A 17,341-nucleotide genomic window follows, 5' to 3' on the forward strand; every position below is an offset into this window, starting at 1 on the left:
ATCAACTCCTATTTCTCGAAATTATATCTTTAACAACAGCTTGCTCATCCCAAAATATACTTCGATCTTTATATATTATTGAGTTTTCATGCCCCTTTCCAAGAGTAACCACCAAATCGTCAGTATGTGCAATATTTATTGCCTTTTCAATTGCACTTTTTCGATCAGGAATGAAAAATAAATCTCTATTTAAAGTTTTTCCTGAAATTCCTTCCGCAATATCTCTAATTATTTGCATACTATCTTCACCTCTTGGATCTTCATCGCAAAGTATTATTATATCTGAATATCTATCTGCAATTTCTCCTTGCAACTTTCTCTTAAGAACATCTCTCTCTCCAGCAGAACCAAAAACAGAAATCAATCTATTTTTTGAAAGTCTTTTAAAGATAGGAAAAATTTTAAGAAAAGCTCCGGGTGTATGCGCATAATCAATAATTAAAGAAAAATCCTGCCCAAAATCAACACCTTGCATTCGTCCAAAAAGACCCTCAATATTTACAAGCTTATCAATAAGTTCTGAAACATCAACGTTCATAACTTGACTAACAACAATCAAAGCCGCCATAACATTTTCGACATTGAAACTGCCAGTCAAATTAACTCTAGCATCATATTTAACATTCTTATGATAAAACTCAAATTCAGTAAAACCCATTTGTTCATTAATCTTACTTACAAAAAAATCAGCATTTTTATTCTCTAAACTATACGTATAAGCCCTATTAATAGTATTTAAAAAGGTAGAAAAATTTTTATCATCCATATTAATAATACCAAAACCACCATTAGCATCTGCAGAAGAGAAAAGATTAAGCTTAGCATTTAAATAATGCTGCATAGTACCATGAAATTCAAGATGTTCATGACTAACATTAGTTAAAACAGCAACAAAGTACGCAATATCAATGAGTCTTGATGTTCTAATATCAAGGCCATGCGAAGTCGATTCAACAATAGCATATTCAACATTGTTTTCTACCATTTTACTAAGAACTAAATGAATTTCTGTTGACTCTGGAGTCGACTGCCTATAAGGATTCTTAACTAGCGTTCCACTTCCATCTTCAAAGAATACCGTTGAAATAAAACCAACTTTAACACCCATAGATTTTAATAGAGTATAGATATAAAAACAAACAGAACTTTTACCATCAGTTCCTGTAACGCCAATAATCTTAAGATTTTTTGAAGGCTCATTATAAAAAATATGAGCAAAATTTGACATAAATTTTTTTATATTACAAGAATCAATTTTAATATATGTCACATTGGGATCATAAAAATTAATATCATTAGTATGAACAATAACATTACTACCCTGCTCAATTGCCGAATTGATAAATTCTTGACCATCAAAATGAAGTCCTGGAAGAGCAAAAAATACAAAATGAGATAAAACACATCTTGAATCATATGTAAGTCCCAAGATTTCTACTTCACAAGACCCTTTAATTTCCTTTACAAAATTCTTATCTAACTTAGATAAAACATTATTAAGCATTTTTTTATTCATATTCATAAATATTACAAAAATAAAAATTATTTTTATAGAAAAACATATAAAGAAAATACTTAAAAAAGTTCAATCACAATCATTCAATCATAAAAGATACTGTTTACAATTTAAATATTTTTTAATAAACTAACTAATGTTTAGAATGGCGCTGTACCCAAGTGGCTAAGGGAGAAGTCTGCAAAACTTTGATTCGCCGGTTCGATTCCGGTCAGCGCCTTGTAATCCTTAAGTAAAAAGCCAATGCAATTTTTTTTTACAAAGACAAATAAAACTAAAGAAAATGCTTTAAAGATAAATTAAAATAATACTTATGTTAGAATTAACAATTATATTAATATTCATAATACTATCAGCAATTTTTTCAGCATCAGAGACAGCCTACACATCATTAAGCCTAATTCAACTTCAAGACATAAAGAAAAAAGGCAAATTAGGAACAGTAGTATACAATTTAGCCCAAAATCCATCAAAGCTTGTAACGACAATTCTAATCGGGAATAATATTGCTAACATAACAGCAAGCGCTCTTACAACAAAATTTGTCCTCGACAAATATGGAAACAATGCACTTGCTTTATCAACTGGAATCATAACAATAATAGTGCTTATATGCTCAGAAATATTTCCTAAACAAATTGCAATTTTAAATAATGAGAGCATAGTTTTATCAACCTCAATCTTACTCAAAATATTAACAATCATATTCACACCAGCAATATATGTAATTAATGGAATAGTTAAAATTTTACTAAGCCTATGTAAAATAAAAGCAAGTCAAAAAATGACTAAAGATAGCATTAAAAACATGTTATTTTTGGCCGAAAAATTAGGAATTTTAGAAAATGATGACAGAATATTCATGCAAAAAATGTTAAACATAGGAGAAGTTAGGGCTTCTGAGGTTATGACACACCGAACAGAAGTATTCTCACTCTCAAGCACATCGCAATTAAAAGATAAGATCAAACTAATTAAAAAAGAAGGATATTCCAGAATTCCTGTATACAAAGGTCAAAATAGAGAACAAATAATAGGAATTTTAATAACTAAAGACCTAATCGAAATAAGTAAAAAAAAACTTGAACAAAACATTATTAAATTTGTCAAACCTGCTGTTTTTGTACAACAAAACAAAAGGATAAAAGATATACTAGATATCATGAGACAAAAACAAAAAATAATGGCCATCGTTATCGACGAGTATGGAGGATTTGCAGGAATACTTACAATAGAAGACATAGTAGAGAAAATCTTTGGTGCAATATTTGATGAATATGATTTTGAAGAACAAAAACAACTCATTACTAAAAAAGATGAAAATATCTACTTAATATCAGGCGAGACCACATTTGATGAGATTGAAGAAACAGTTGGAATAAAGATTCAACACAAAGATTACATAAACACAATTGGAGGATATATAATGGATTTACTTGACAAAATACCCACGGGCGGAGAACAGGTTAGCACAGAACATGGAGAATACTTAATAGAGGAAATCCAGAATCATAAAATAAAAAAAATAACATTTACAAAACTTGACAAGGAGTAAAAATGTATAACAAAAAGGAGACAAAATGTTAAATGATATCTTAAAATTTTTCAACAAAACATATGAATATATGATAATTCTAATTGTATTAGTAATAATATTACTAATAACCATTGCAAATATTTTTGTGGTAGGACCATCTGATGAAGCTATAGTTCTTCGTCTTGGCAAGTTAAATAGAATACTTGAACCAGGCATACATATAAAAATTCCATTAATTGAAGAAAAATTAATTGTACCAGTAAAGATCGTACAAGAAGTTAAATTTGGTTTTAATACAAATAATAACACAGGTCCTAACTTGAACGAAGATGACGGGATAATTATTACTGGTGACTTAAATATAATTAAGGTTGAATGGTTAGTACAATATAAAATCAGTGACCCATATTCTTTTATGTTTAAAGTAGAAGATCCTGCAAAAACCATAACAGACATTGCAAAATCATCAATGAACAGATTAATTGGGGACAATACTATTTTTGAAATAATTAATGATAATAGAGTTGGTGTTACAGAAGGAGTAAAAGCCTCTATGAATGAAATCATAAAAACATATGATTTAGGAATTGATATTGTTCAAGTACAAATCAGAAATGCTATGCCACCAAAGGGAAAAGTTTATGAGGCATTTGAAGATGTTAATATCGCAATCCAGGATAAAAATAAATTCATTAACGAGGGAAGAAAAAAATTTAATCAAATAATTCCAAAAATTAGAGGAGAAGCCCTTAAACTGATAGAAGAAGCCAAGGGATATAAGGAAAACAGAATAAATACTGCATTAGCTGAGACCGCCATTTTTAATGCAATACTAAATGCATACATCAAAGATCCAGAAATTACAAGAGAGAGAATCTATAACGAAGCAATGAAGGAAATCCTTGAGAGTAAAGACAATATTGAAATAATTGACAAAAACTTAAATAATTTCCTTCCATTTAAGGAGGTTAAATAAAATGAAATACATACTAAAATTTTTATTCTCTATTGCTAAGATTTTAGCTTTTACATTAATATTTGGATTAATATCGTTAGCTATAATGCAACCACTCTATATTTTAAAAGAAAATGAAATCTCAATCACCACAAGACTTGGTAAAATTGAAAGAACTGAAAACACAGCAGGACTTAAATATAAAATCCCATTTATTGAAAATGTACAAATATTTCCCAAAAACATACTTAGATGGGATGGAGAACCTCAAAGGATTCCAACAGGAGGAGAAGAAAAACAATTAATCTGGATAGATACAACTGCTAGGTGGAAAATTGTAGACATTAATCAATTTTATACAGCAATTAAAACAATGAATAGAGCTTCTACAATAATTAATGCAGCTATTGAACCTGCGGTCAGAGGTGTTATTGCCAAGTATCCTTTGCTTGAAATCATCAGAAGTTCAAATGATCCAATTCAACGTCTATCTGATGGAGTTTTAACACCACAAGAAATTACAGATAACACAACTTACAAAATCACAAAGGGTCGAAAAATAATTGAAAATGAAATAATTGAGGTTTCCAACAAAAACACAAAAGACATTGGTATTGAAATTGTCGACGTTCTTATTAGAAAAATTGGTTATGATCCAAGTTTAATTGACTCTGTACATAACAGAATGATTTCAGAAAGACAACAAATTGCAGAAGAACAAAGAAGTACAGGAATTGCTGAGCAAACAGAAATACTTGGTAGCATTGAGAAAGAAAAGCTAAAGTTATTAAGTGAGGCAAAAGCTGAAGCAGCTAAAATTAAAGCTGAAGGGGATCATGAGGCTGCAAAAATTTATGCAAATGCTTATGGCAAAAACGTTGAATTTTACAAATTTTGGCAAGCACTAGAGAGTTACAAAACAACACTCAAAGACAAACGAAAAATATTCTCAACAAATATGGATTTTTTTAGATACTTGCATAATAAAAAATAAATTATAAGCGGGGCAAATACTTAATTGTATTGTGCCCCATTTCAGCAAATACTAAAAAGTAAAGATAATTTCACAAATAACAAATTTTAGTAAAAACATTGTAAAAGTTAAGACAATAATTATAACCATAAAAATATACAATTATCTTTATCATATACTTCATTATAATGTTCCAAAGACTGAAAATAGTATTTACTATGTTTTATAATAACTAAAATTGACAAAAAAATTACTCACTCAAAAAATTACAAATAATTTTTTATTGACAAAAAACTTTGTTTATGAAAAAATTACTTCTGTTAATAAAAAATTACAATGTCAAAAAAATTTAGCCGCTGTAGCTCAGTTGGTAGAGCAGAGGACTGAAAATCCTTGTGTCAGGAGTTCGATTCTCCTCGGTGGCAATATAAGTTAAAAGATTTTGTCTATACAATGCAGCCCACTTAAAAAAAGTAAGAATAAACTTTAGGTCTCAGCTATTAAGAGGCTATATAAAATTATATAATAAGTATAGCTGCATCTCAATTGATAAAGCATAGGATAAAATTCCTGACTCGTGCATTCAATTGTATTAGACAACAATACTTAAAGCTTTTAAGAGGGCTCTCAATGATTTTCAAAGAAATAAAAAAAGTAGAAGATTTAACAGAAAAGGATATAATTTTTTCAAATATTGGAAATATGGCCAAATTAAGTACAAGAGTAAATGAAAAAATAATCACATTTTTAAATAAAGGTAACGTTTTACACATACCAGTAATCAATAATTACGAAAATATTCCACATGACAAACTAATAAATACAATTAATGAAGAAATTCTAAACAATGAAATAAATTCCTTAAAGGAAGAGCTAATAGAAGCATTAAAAGACATATATAAACCATTTTCAGAAAAAGATAAAATGTTTACAATTTCTGGAAGAAAAACATTAATTAATTTAAATACACTAATGGAAAAAGAACCCGATCCTATTTACCTTAAGGAAATAATTGAGGGCAGTTTTAAAATTTTACCAAAACACAAAATAATATCTATTCAAAAGATATTACTAAAAATCTATGATTATTTTGATTTCCAAAAAATCATAGACAAAGACAATCTTAATAATACAAAAACAATAAAAAAATTATATCTACATTCAATCAGAAGAGATTATGAATTTTGCAGAGAACAAGTAAAAACAGAAGGCGACTCCATATTGATACATGCAATTGATACTACGATCTATTTTTTAACAACCATTGCACAATTAAATAAAGAAAGGGCTGCCAAAGATGCTCCACGCTCAACATCAAAATTCTTTATCGACAAATCGCACTACACAGAATTTACAGAATTTTTCTACGATAATGACATTATACTGCAAGCTGCACTTGGAGTACTATTACACCCTATTGGACTCATGCATATCACAATATTACAAAAATTAAGAGAAAAGATCAGTCTTAAAAACAAAGACACAAAAGAAAAATATATGTCTAAAATAGAAATTTTAGAAAAAAGTATTAATATCTCTAAAAATCTATTCAGAATGAGAGAAGATATTTCTGCCATTACAAAGATGATAATAAATGGACAAAAAAGCTATCTTAACATCAAAAATCGTGCAGAAACAGCAACAAAAAAATTTACCCATGAACTTATTAGAATTTTTTGCATAATAGATACTTATGATGAAATGGTTAATCCAATTATAATCAAAGAACCTGTGAATCCTTTAGAAGCTATTAAATTTTTAACTGAAAACAGTGAACAATACTATTGGACAAAAGATAACCCAGAAGAATACTTAAAAAACAAAAAATTTGACGTAGAAATGCTAAAAAATTTTCTAAAAGTCCTTGCACCATTCGATCATGGAACAATAGTAGATGTATATATAAAAGATTGCAATGAACCTTTATTTAAAGCAGTTGTTTTGAAGTATACAATAGGTATTTTGCCCATTATGTCCATTATCAAACACAAGGACAAATCTTACAAAATTGGAGATATACTACTAAACCTTGAATCTAGAGAAATCATCATAAAGGGACAAAATGGAGAAATTAAGACAAGTCCATTCAAAAATACAGATCAATTTGAATTAAGGCACAACATTGAAGAACTTAAAAGTGATGAATTTCAACTTTTGACTTCTATGCAAGATTAATAAGCTTAAACATAAGACTTAACTTTAAAAAAATCAAGTTTTGACCCCCCATACTTTCTAAAATCATATTTAGAGAGTCTTAAAATATTGTTGTCCAAATTTTCTCTCGAAGGATAATGAATAATAATTTTTGCATCTTTATTTAAACTTTCATTTTCTGATATTATTCTAAGTAAATTCTCTTTAAAAGAATATCCAAAAGGCGGATCAAGATAAATAAAGTCATAAAAAAGATCACTCTTTTTAAGAAATAATTCAGCCTTCCTGAAAAAAAATTTGTAAGGTTCACTCACAACTTCAAAATTCTTAATCAAAACATTTTTAGAAAATTTATTACAATCAACAAGATGAGCAAGATTAGCTCCCCTACTTAGAGCTTCAAGAGACATTATTCCCGTACCTGCAAATACATCAAGAAAATTCGATCCTAAAATCTGATTTAAAAAAATGGAAAAAAATGCTTCTCTAACAATAGCCATCACAGGACGCACACCACCTATTTTAGGAAAAGCAACCTTCCATCCCTTATACTTACCTGCACTTACATGCATAAAAATAGATTTTAAATCATTTTCAAAAATAATTAAATATTTATAATTTAAATTTTGATATAATTTTAATTAAGAGAGACAAAACATGAAAGGTATTATCTTAGCTGCGGGATACGGAACAAGGTTCTTACCCATAACAAAAACTATTCCAAAGGAAATGCTACCAATTTTAAACAAACCATCAATTGATTACATTATTGAAGAATTTACTAGTTCTGGAATCAAAGAAATACTAATAATAACTTCAAGAAGAAAGGGTGTTTTGGATAATTATTTTGATAGAGAAATTGAACTCGAAACTGTATTTACCAAAGAATGTAAAAAAGACTTGCTAGAAAAAATCAAACTTAAAGATATTAATATTAGCTTTATAAGGCAAAATGAAATGATGGGCACAGGTCACGCTCTACTGCATGCAAAACCCTGGATAGGTACTGACAATGTAATAGTCGCATACCCTGACGATTTACATGTTGGATCACCATCCTTAACAACACAATTAATAGAATTGCATAAAAAAACTGGAAAAAACATATTATCTGTTATTGAAAATCCTAAAGACATTAACAGATATGGAGTAATAAAATTAAATAAAGACAATATTCATGTCAAAGACATAGTAGAAAAGCCAGAAGTTGGCAAAGAACCAAGCAATAAAGCATCTATTGGAAGATTCTTATATACCCATGAATTTTTCAAATTTTTAGAAGAAGGATTTAAAATTCACCAAAAAGGAGAATATCATCATATTTATGCCTTAAAAAAACTCATGTCTGAGAACAAAGTATTATACAAAGAAATAGAAGGCGAAAGACTTGACATAGGTGATATTGGGGGATATTTAGAAGCAATAATCAAAATTGCAAAACGTGATGATAAATTATTACAAATCATTAAAGATTCACTAAGGAACTAAATGAAGATAGCACCAAAATATCAAGAGTTTTATAATTCTCTTAGCATATTAAAAAAATATATAAATATAAACATAGAAGAAAAAATTTTAAGATATAGCATCTTATCAAAACTCTACAAGCTCAATGAAGAAGAAATTCAAAATCTTATAAAGATAAGTCAAGATTACGAACTTAAAAAAAACAAAATCAATATCACACTTGAAGAATATTATTATGAGAAAATACAAGACAAAAAAATAAAAAATTGGATACTAGAAATAATTAGAGAAAAAAATTCATTACAAATAAAAAAAGAAACAAATCTTATCAGCAAAAGATCTGGGATAACATATAAATTACATTCCACCAACTTTTTAAAAATAATTGAAATACAAAATAATAGCAAATACACACAAGAAAAAAAAGAATTATATAAACAATTAATATTAAATTTCTCTAGTAACTTGAAAATAGAAAATCTAGAACCAACAATAGATATATTAATAGCTGTAAAACATAGAAATAAGGAAAAAATTAAACGCATACTAAAATATAATCAATCATTTCAAAGATTATTTAAATCAAGTTTAGGAAAAAAACAAAGTAGAGTAATAAAACTAAAAAAATTACTCATCTTAACCTACTGGCCAGTAGGATGTTTATCCAAATCACTTTTCAACAAAATTTTAACAAAAAATTACAGATACATAATAGATGAAGTTTTAACTCTAAAGTATGATGAAATTCTAAAATACCTAAAAACAATTAAAACTTTCAGTCTTAATGAAATTTTTTACAAAGGATCAAATAAAAATTCTAATTTTAACTACTTTTTTAGTGAATTTATGAAATATACTCCTAACGATTTTCAAAACACTTTAAAAACTTATTTATTTTCACTTGAAAAAACTGCAATAAAACAATACCTAGAATGGTTTTTTAAAGACAAAGTACCAAATGAATGGGAAGATTTCATCTTTGCAATTGAATATCTTGAAACACATAAACTGCTCAACCTAAGTTCCAATATCAAAGATATCATCATAGCAAAATTTAAAGCAGAAGAATTTTTTGTATCTTTTGAAAAAATGAATTTCAATCCATACAAAAGTTCAAAAATATTTCAAAATAAAAATATAAAAAGAATATTTTTACAAAATGTAATAAATTATATAAAAGACAACTCAACAAAAATAGATACATACGGATGGATTGCATTTTACATTTATGCAGATAAAAATGATAAGGCAAAATTCTCAAAAGATATAAAAAACTTTTTTGAAAACAAAAACCTTGAAATTCAAAATCAAATATTTGTATATTTTTTATCCTTTTATCCAAATATTGACAAAAAACATTTTGAATTCATATCAGAAATAATGATACACCTAGATAAAGATAAAATTTCAATACCTCAAGAAATAATAAAAATGCAAGAAATAAGTCCTTACAGATTAAATTATCGTAAATCATACATTTTTGTCAAATCATTAATCCTAAGAACAAGGGTGTTTAAAATATTACATAAAAATATTAAACTAGAACTGCTATTTAAAATAGAAGAATTTAAAACTGAAACATTACTACCTGCCATATGCTATATTACTTGTTATTCCAAACCAAATGCATTAAAAGAAGAACAAACAATGTCATCCGAAAAAAAAGAAGAAATAATGAAATTTGTTACATTTTTAACTAAAGAATAAAATAAATTTGATTTTAAGACACTATGAAATATAGAAATATTTACTTTAAAGTAATAAAATAGTACTTATAAAAGATATGAATAAATGTTTATTATTGCTTAAAAATCTGATTGTCTTGCTTATTTTATTACTTAATTCAAATTTGGCATACTCTCAAAGATTAATTAGAATTGGACAAGAAGAGATAAAAAATAAAAATTATTCACAAGCAATAAAAATCCTAAGTGAAGCCATTCAGAAATACCCAAAAGTACAAAACGGCTATTACTTTCTAGCAATAGCCTATAGAGAAAACAATCAACTAACAGAAGCAGAAGGGGCTCTGCTTGATGGAATTGCAATAGGAGGAGACATTGATTATAAATTATATTTTGAACTGGGTAACATAATGTTTAAACGAGGCGAGGGTTATTATAACCTAGCAATCAAATATTATTCCAATTCAGTTAAAAATATGCCCAATTATGACAAAGCACTTCTTAATAGAGCAAATTCTTATGTTGAACAAGGAAAAATTAATTTTAAGGAAAAAAATTACAAAAATGCATGGGATTCATACACTATGGCAATCCATGATTATTCACAATTTATTACATTAAGATATGAAAGTGAAAAAAAAAATGCTATTCTCCACATGATAGCTCTGTTAAGAAATAAAAAAGCCGCTCTTGAAGAACTTGACAAAAGTCTTAAAAATAGAAGTGAATACATTGCCACAGAACACCAAAAAGATAAAGAGAACACACAAGAACATATGAACAAAAAAGATAACAAAAACACACAAGAAAATATGAGCAAAAAAGATAACAAAAACACACAAGAACACATGAGCAAAAAAGATAAAGAGAACACACAAGAACACATGAACAAAAAAGATAAAGAGAACACACAAGAAAATATGAGCAAAAAAGATAACACAAAAACACAAGAACACATGAACAAAAAAGATAAAGAGAACACACAAGAGCATATGAGCAAAAAAGATAAAGAGAACACACAAGAACATATGAGCAAAAAAGATAACAAAAACACACAAGAACACATGAGCAAAAAAGATAAAGAGAACACACAAGAACACATGAACAAAAAAGATAAAGAGAACACACAAGAGCATATGAGCAAAAAAGATAAAGAGAACACACAAGAACATATGAGCAAAAAAGATAACAAAAACACACAAGAAAATATGAACAAAAAAGATAAAGAGAACACACAAGAAAATATGAGCAAAAAAGATAACACAAAAACACAAGAACATATGAACAAAAAAGATAAAGAAAACACACAAGAACATATGAACAAAAAAGATAAAGAGAACACACAAGAACATATGAGCAAAAAAGATAACACAAACACACAAGAAAATATGAGCAAAAAAGATAACAAAAATACACAAGAACATATGAACAAAAAAGATAACAAAAACACACAAGAGCATATGAGCAAAAAAGATAACAAAAACACACAAGAGCATATGAACAAAAAAGATAAAGAAAACACACAAGAACATATGAACAAAAAAGATAACAAAAACACACAAGAGCATATGAGCAAAAAAGATAACAAAAACACACAAGAACATATGAACAAAAAAGATAAAGAGAACACACAAAAACATATGAGCAAAAAAGATAACAAAAACACACAAGAACATGAAAAGAAAAAAACAATGTTAAAAGACAAATTTGAAGATAATTTAAAAACAGATTCTTTAATTGAACTAGACAAAATTAATTGGCAAGAGGAGTTGAACATAGATGAATAAAAGAAAAAATTTACCCACACTAATAATTTTAATAATATTACTTATTGCTTCATTTGGAGGACTTGGTTATTACGTATATAAAGAACGCCTAAATAAAAACAATCAAGCAATCATGCTGAATGAAGTAAAAAACAGCGTTATGGATAGAAATTATAAAAAAGCACACTCAATAACAAAAATGCTAAAAGATAAATATCCACAAAATACAGATATTGCAATGCTTGAGAACACTCTTTCCGAACTTGCAAATAACAGTCCTTTTGAATCAAAAGATTTACAAAGAGATACGGCTAATCAAATATTAGATAAAATACAAGGAAAACAACAATCAATACCCATCAACAATGAAAATTCTGAAATTGCTTTTAACAATAGATATATAAAAGATACTACAAAAATAGAAAATTATGCTGATAGAAAAGATGATACTGGAATTGAAAACGAAGACATTTTAGAATTTAATCAAAACACAATACCTGAAAACTTAAGAAAAAACATAAATAAAATAGCAAAACAACAAGAATCAACTCCAAACAACGATAAATCTATTGAGAATAAAAAAAATCTATTTAACTTAAAAAAACTAAAAGAAAATCTTAACAAAGAATTAAATCAAACCAAGACCACTCAGTTCAACACTATAAAACAAGTCATCAAAACACACGAACAAAATGAAGATAAACTTATAAAAAAGAATACAGATGACTCTAGGGAAAATAAAACAAAACAAATTGACAAAGTTATCGAAATTTCTCCCTCTCTCAAACCAAAAACTAAAAAAGAGACCCCAAACACAAAAGATGCTCATAAAAATCAAATAATCGAAAAAATAGAGAGACCTTATAGTTATGTAATAAAAAAAGTACTCTATGAAATATTAGATAACATTAATACCGGGAATCCCTCACTTGCAAAAGAAAGACTTAATGAACTCATTAAAAAAGGATTGAGTAACAAATTCAATAAAATTAATGACTTAATTGATAAACTACAAACCCAAGAAGCAGCCAATCTCTTAATTAGATTAATAAAACAAGATATAGAGCCAAATTCAATAAGCATAGAAAAAGCTCCTTTCAAAAAGGAGCTTTTAAAGCAAAAAAAACCCAAAGAAAAAAATTTTCCCACAAAAGATCAGTTAACAAATAATCAAATAAAAATGCAAGAAAAACCTAAAACACATGCAAATCATCTTAGTCAAACCTCAATAGATTTACAATCTCTTAAAATGCTAGCATCAATCAATGAAGAACAAAAAGATTTCAAAAAAGCCGAAGCAATTTATGAAAAAATTGCAAATATTACAAACGAAGCAGAAGATCACTACAAAGTCGGAATAATGAAATTTAAACTTAAAAAATATGAAGAATCAATAAAAGCATTTGATAAAACAATATCATTAAATCCAAAGCACAAAAAAGCATATACAAATAAAGGAACAAGCTTAATATTGTCACATAAACCAAAACAAGCAATTGAAGCTTTCAAAAAGGCAATTACAATCGACCAAAATTATGATACTGCCTACTATAAAAAAGGAATAGCAGAAGAACAAAACAATGACAAACAAAATGCTTTTTTAAGTTTCAAAAAAGCTTATGAGATTACAAAAAATCCTCATTATGCTTTAAAAACAGGAATTATTGCAAACTATATCGGAGATTTTAAAAACAGCGAAAAATATCTAGACAAAGCAAGTACTTCGATAAAAGAAAAAAACGATATTATGTTTTATAATCTAGCAATAGCAAAATTTGAAAATGATAATCTTAATGAATCATTAATAAGCATCAATAAAGCCCTTGACATAAATCCAGAAAAATCTGAGTATTTATATTTAAAAGCATCTATTTATTTAACTAAAGAAAATTATAACGAAGCAATACCACTCTACAATAGTGTAATTTTAAAAAATCCTGAAAACATTACGGCTCATATCAATCTAGCAAGAGCATATGAAAAGTCAGGCAATGAACCAAAAGCAATTGAAATCCTTGAGAAAATTAGCAATAAAAATCATTTATTAGCACTAAACAATCTTGGAATACTTTATAAAAATCAAGGAAACTATCAAAAAGCAATAGAAATTTTTCAAAAAGCAGAAGCTCACTCAAGTCTTGAAGCAAAATACAATCTTGCAACTGCCTTGATTGCTATTAAAGATAATAAAAGGGCTATGGAAAAATTAAAAGAATACATTAAAATAAATCCAAACAACCCAGAAGCTCTACATGCATTAGGCATAATAGAATATAATGATAATGGAAATGATAAAATACTTAAAGAAGTTATCAACAAATTTCCCAATTACAAACAAAATAAAACAATAATAAAAATTATAGGCAAATGAATAAAATAAAATTTTTAGATAGAAGTCTAGTACAAAAAATAGCAGCAGGAGAAGCAATAGATAGACCTTGTTCAATTTTAAGAGAATTACTTGACAATTCAATAGATTCCGGAGCAGATAAAATTGAAGTTTTTCTCGAAGAAGGTGGGATTCGAAGAATACTAATAACAGACAATGGTAGCGGAATAAGCAAAGAAGATTTAAAGATATGTTACCTACCCCATACCACTTCAAAAATAAATGAAGAGAAAGACCTTGAAAAAATCCAAACACTAGGATTTAGAGGGGAAGCTCTCTCAAGTATTGCAATCTGTTCAAATCTCACAATCACAAGTTCAACTACGGGAGAAGACAGCTACCAAATTGAAGTTGAAAATGGAACTGAAAAATATTTTAAAAAACAATCCGCAATAAATGGAACAATAGTAGATGTTACAAATCTATTCCACAATTTCCCAGCAAGAAAAAGATTCTTAAAAAAAGACTCTATCGAAACAAAAATGTGTTTAAAAGTTTTTGAAGAAAAAGCTGTTACTCATCCTGGTATTGACTTTAAATTAAGTCTAAATAATGAACTAAGAAAAGTTTACTTTAAAGAAAGCCTAATAAATAGAGTTCAGAGTGTATATGGAGAAATAATAGAAAACAATAAATTTGGAAAAATAGAAACAGAATACGAAAATGTACAAATGAAAATCTTTTTTGCTCCTCCCAATTTTTCAAGAAAAGACAGACGAAACATAAAAATATTCCTCAATAGGAGACCTGTTGAAGAGCACAATCTATCTGAAGCAATAATCGATGGACATAGCAGAATACTCACTAATAGAAATTTCCCAATATGTTATTTATTTCTAGAAATAGATCCCAGATACGTCGATTTTAATATACATCCTCAAAAAAAAGAAGTAAGATTTTTTAACTTACCATTTCTTCCTAAGCAAGTTTCAAGCAATATTAACGAATTTTTTGACAGAGAACGAAAAGAGATTTTACAAGACTACCATAACATAATAATCAAAAGGCAAATAACAAATGATGCTCATCTATTACACCCTGAAGATGATCCAACAAATTCAGATTTTCAAACTTATGAAATCATACAAAACGAATCATTGATTCTAGATAAACCTCAAAACAATAAAATAACAAATATAATAGAAGACAAGGTAAAATTTGAAAGTCAAAACCCAATTCAAAAAGATAAACCATCATTCAAAAGCTACATCCAAAATATTCTCCTAGAAACTTCTACAATAGCAAATGATTTTCAAAAACCAATAGCAAAACATGAATTTAAATATAGGGGACAACTATTTTCAGAATTTTTAATAGTAGAAAAAGATAATGAGGTTTTCTTCATAGATCAGCATGCACTTCATGAAAAAATCATATATCAAACTTTAATAAATTCAGAAAAAATTACCCAAAAACTTTTAATACCAATTGAATTTCAAGTAGACTGTGAAGATACAGATAAAATATTAGCAAGTGAATTGGAAGAATATAAAAAATTAGATATTATAGTTACCAAAATAAAAGAACAAACCTACCAACTCGAATCAATTCCCAATATCTGCAACAAATATGAAAATGTTATCATCCAATTTTTTAAGACAAGAAAAAGTAAAACAATTGATTCTCTGGAAACTGATTTATATGCAACGATTGCATGTAGACAAGCTGTTAAATGCAATGATACAATAAGTTCTGAATTTAGTCAATTTTTAATAAATGAATTTTTCAATCTCAAACTAAAATACTGCCCACATGGAAGAAAAATTTACCATAAAATTTCCAAATTTGAGCTTGAAAAAAGTGTTAACAGAAAATAAAATGAACATGGAAGCCGCTTATGATAAAAGATATTAAATCCAAAATTCAAGAACTGAGCCCACAAAGAGATAAAAAATTAGTTGAACTTGGAAAGGCTCTTAAAAACAGTAATGTAATAGAGCTTAAAAAATTAAAATCTTACACATCTTTAAAATTAATTGAAAAAGAAATATCTCAGCTTAAAGCAAGCCTAAATAAAATAGAAGATAATGAGAGTAAACTAAAAGAATTATATAAAAAGATCAAAGACTATAAAGAAAGCAAAAAACATATCCTAAAAGCATACGAAAAAAAACTAAAAAAAATTACTGAAATAACAATAAACAAATATCCAAATAATCTTTCAACAATTTTAGAATACAAAATGAATTTTATCAAATCAACACTTGAAAAACATAAATACAAAACAACAGAAATAATAAAACTCAATGAAAAAATTAATTTCTTCAAAAGACTTATCATAAACATTAAACTAATGCTAAAAGACATCATAAATAAAATAAACATAGAAAAAATGTCAAAAGAATTCGAGAAAAAAATATTAAAAGAACATTTATTTTCAGACAATTTAGAAAATTTAATTGATGAATTTGTAGAAAATAAAGACTTAAGCAAAGCAATCGTTGAAGAATATAGGTTAATGAATGAAATTCAAACAGAAATCGTAAAAATAAACAATGAAATAAAACATAAAAGTATAAAAGATAACATTAATAGTAAGAATAAAATAGAATGTGCTATTAATGCTGTTCAAACAAATAGAGAATTAATTTTAAAAAAAATTGCCGAAGAATTTGTTGAGATGTCAAAGACAGAAAAGGGATTAAATAAAACCGGAACAATTAATTCATTGTTAGAAACAATAAAAAATCTAAATCAACAGATATCCAAATTGAACGCAGATTTAATAAAAGCAATAAAAATAGATGAAATTGTAAAAGTGAAATCAAAAATGCAACAACTCATCAAAAATAAAGAATCAATTGAGGTCAAATTAAACGAATTAAATTCAAAAATAGAAATCATACAAAATGAAATTAACGAACTTGACAATCAATAAAAAATCAATATAATGGTCTAA

General features: G+C 27.1%; 12 protein-coding genes and 2 tRNA genes. 12 read left to right on the forward strand and 2 right to left on the reverse strand.

Translation table 11 applies throughout. The annotated features are described in order from the left end of the window. Position 1: 1 nt before the first annotated feature. Positions 2 to 1,516 carry a UDP-N-acetylmuramoyl-L-alanyl-D-glutamate--2,6-diaminopimelate ligase gene (locus tag BT0_RS00970; protein ID WP_041178425.1) on the reverse strand — a complete coding sequence of 505 codons (1,515 nt, stop codon included), beginning with the start codon at positions 1,514 to 1,516 and terminating at the stop codon, positions 2 to 4. 147 nt (positions 1,517 to 1,663) lie between these two features. Between BT0_RS00970 and BT0_RS00975 the strand changes: the two genes are divergently transcribed. The 6 genes from BT0_RS00975 to BT0_RS01000 all read left to right on the forward strand — a co-directional run bounded on the left by BT0_RS00975 (position 1,664) and on the right by BT0_RS01000 (position 7,156). Further along, positions 1,664 to 1,736: transfer RNA gene (locus BT0_RS00975), tRNA-Cys, on the forward strand. Between the two features lie 93 nt (positions 1,737 to 1,829). Beyond that, the gene (locus tag BT0_RS00980) at positions 1,830 to 3,071 is read left to right on the forward strand and encodes a hemolysin family protein (protein WP_011772157.1); all 1,242 of its coding nucleotides are present in this window, start codon (positions 1,830 to 1,832) and stop codon (positions 3,069 to 3,071) included. A 25-nt stretch (positions 3,072 to 3,096) separates the two neighbouring features. Beyond that, complete coding sequence (gene hflK, locus BT0_RS00985) at positions 3,097 to 4,029, forward strand: FtsH protease activity modulator HflK (RefSeq protein WP_011772158.1); 933 nt, start codon at positions 3,097 to 3,099, stop codon at positions 4,027 to 4,029. Position 4,030: 1 nt separating this feature from the next. Then, positions 4,031 to 5,002, forward strand: a complete 972-nt coding sequence (hflC, locus tag BT0_RS00990) for a protease modulator HflC (RefSeq protein ID WP_011772159.1) — start codon at positions 4,031 to 4,033, stop codon at positions 5,000 to 5,002. A 331-nt stretch (positions 5,003 to 5,333) separates the two neighbouring features. Beyond that, a tRNA-Phe gene (locus tag BT0_RS00995) sits at positions 5,334 to 5,406 on the forward strand. Between the two features lie 205 nt (positions 5,407 to 5,611). After that, positions 5,612 to 7,156 carry a hypothetical protein gene (locus tag BT0_RS01000; protein WP_041178426.1) on the forward strand — a complete coding sequence of 515 codons (1,545 nt, stop codon included), beginning with the start codon at positions 5,612 to 5,614 and terminating at the stop codon, positions 7,154 to 7,156. A 5-nt stretch (positions 7,157 to 7,161) separates the two neighbouring features. Here the strand turns inward: BT0_RS01000 and rsmD are convergent, their stop codons facing one another. Beyond that, positions 7,162 to 7,707 (reverse strand): 16S rRNA (guanine(966)-N(2))-methyltransferase RsmD, encoded by a 546-nt coding sequence (gene rsmD, locus BT0_RS01005; RefSeq protein ID WP_011772161.1) that lies wholly within the window; start codon positions 7,705 to 7,707, stop codon positions 7,162 to 7,164. Positions 7,708 to 7,792: 85 nt separating this feature from the next. On the opposite strand from rsmD, the gene BT0_RS01010 reads away from it, so the two are divergent. From BT0_RS01010 to BT0_RS01035, 6 genes are all read left to right on the forward strand, one after another. Next, positions 7,793 to 8,623, forward strand: a complete 831-nt coding sequence (locus BT0_RS01010; RefSeq protein WP_011772162.1) for a UTP--glucose-1-phosphate uridylyltransferase — start codon at positions 7,793 to 7,795, stop codon at positions 8,621 to 8,623. After that, positions 8,624 to 10,309 (forward strand): BB_0208 family protein, encoded by a 1,686-nt coding sequence (locus BT0_RS01015; protein WP_011772163.1) that lies wholly within the window; start codon positions 8,624 to 8,626, stop codon positions 10,307 to 10,309. A 76-nt stretch (positions 10,310 to 10,385) separates the two neighbouring features. After that, positions 10,386 to 12,074, forward strand: a complete 1,689-nt coding sequence (locus BT0_RS06190; RefSeq protein ID WP_011772164.1) for a tetratricopeptide repeat protein — start codon at positions 10,386 to 10,388, stop codon at positions 12,072 to 12,074. Further along, complete coding sequence (locus BT0_RS01025; RefSeq protein WP_011772165.1) at positions 12,067 to 14,424, forward strand: tetratricopeptide repeat protein; 2,358 nt, start codon at positions 12,067 to 12,069, stop codon at positions 14,422 to 14,424. The genes BT0_RS06190 and BT0_RS01025 overlap by 8 nt, the downstream gene beginning before the upstream one ends. After that, a complete protein-coding gene (gene mutL, locus BT0_RS01030) occupies positions 14,421 to 16,259 on the forward strand; it encodes a DNA mismatch repair endonuclease MutL (protein ID WP_011772166.1) in 1,839 nt (612 codons plus the stop codon). The genes BT0_RS01025 and mutL overlap by 4 nt, the downstream gene beginning before the upstream one ends. A gap of 20 nt (positions 16,260 to 16,279) precedes the next feature. Then, a complete protein-coding gene (locus BT0_RS01035) occupies positions 16,280 to 17,320 on the forward strand; it encodes a hypothetical protein (protein WP_011772167.1) in 1,041 nt (346 codons plus the stop codon). The last annotated feature ends 21 nt before the right edge of the window (positions 17,321 to 17,341 follow it).

The organism is Borrelia turicatae 91E135 (assembly GCF_000012085.2).
GTDB lineage: Bacteria > Spirochaetota > Spirochaetia > Borreliales > Borreliaceae > Borrelia > Borrelia turicatae.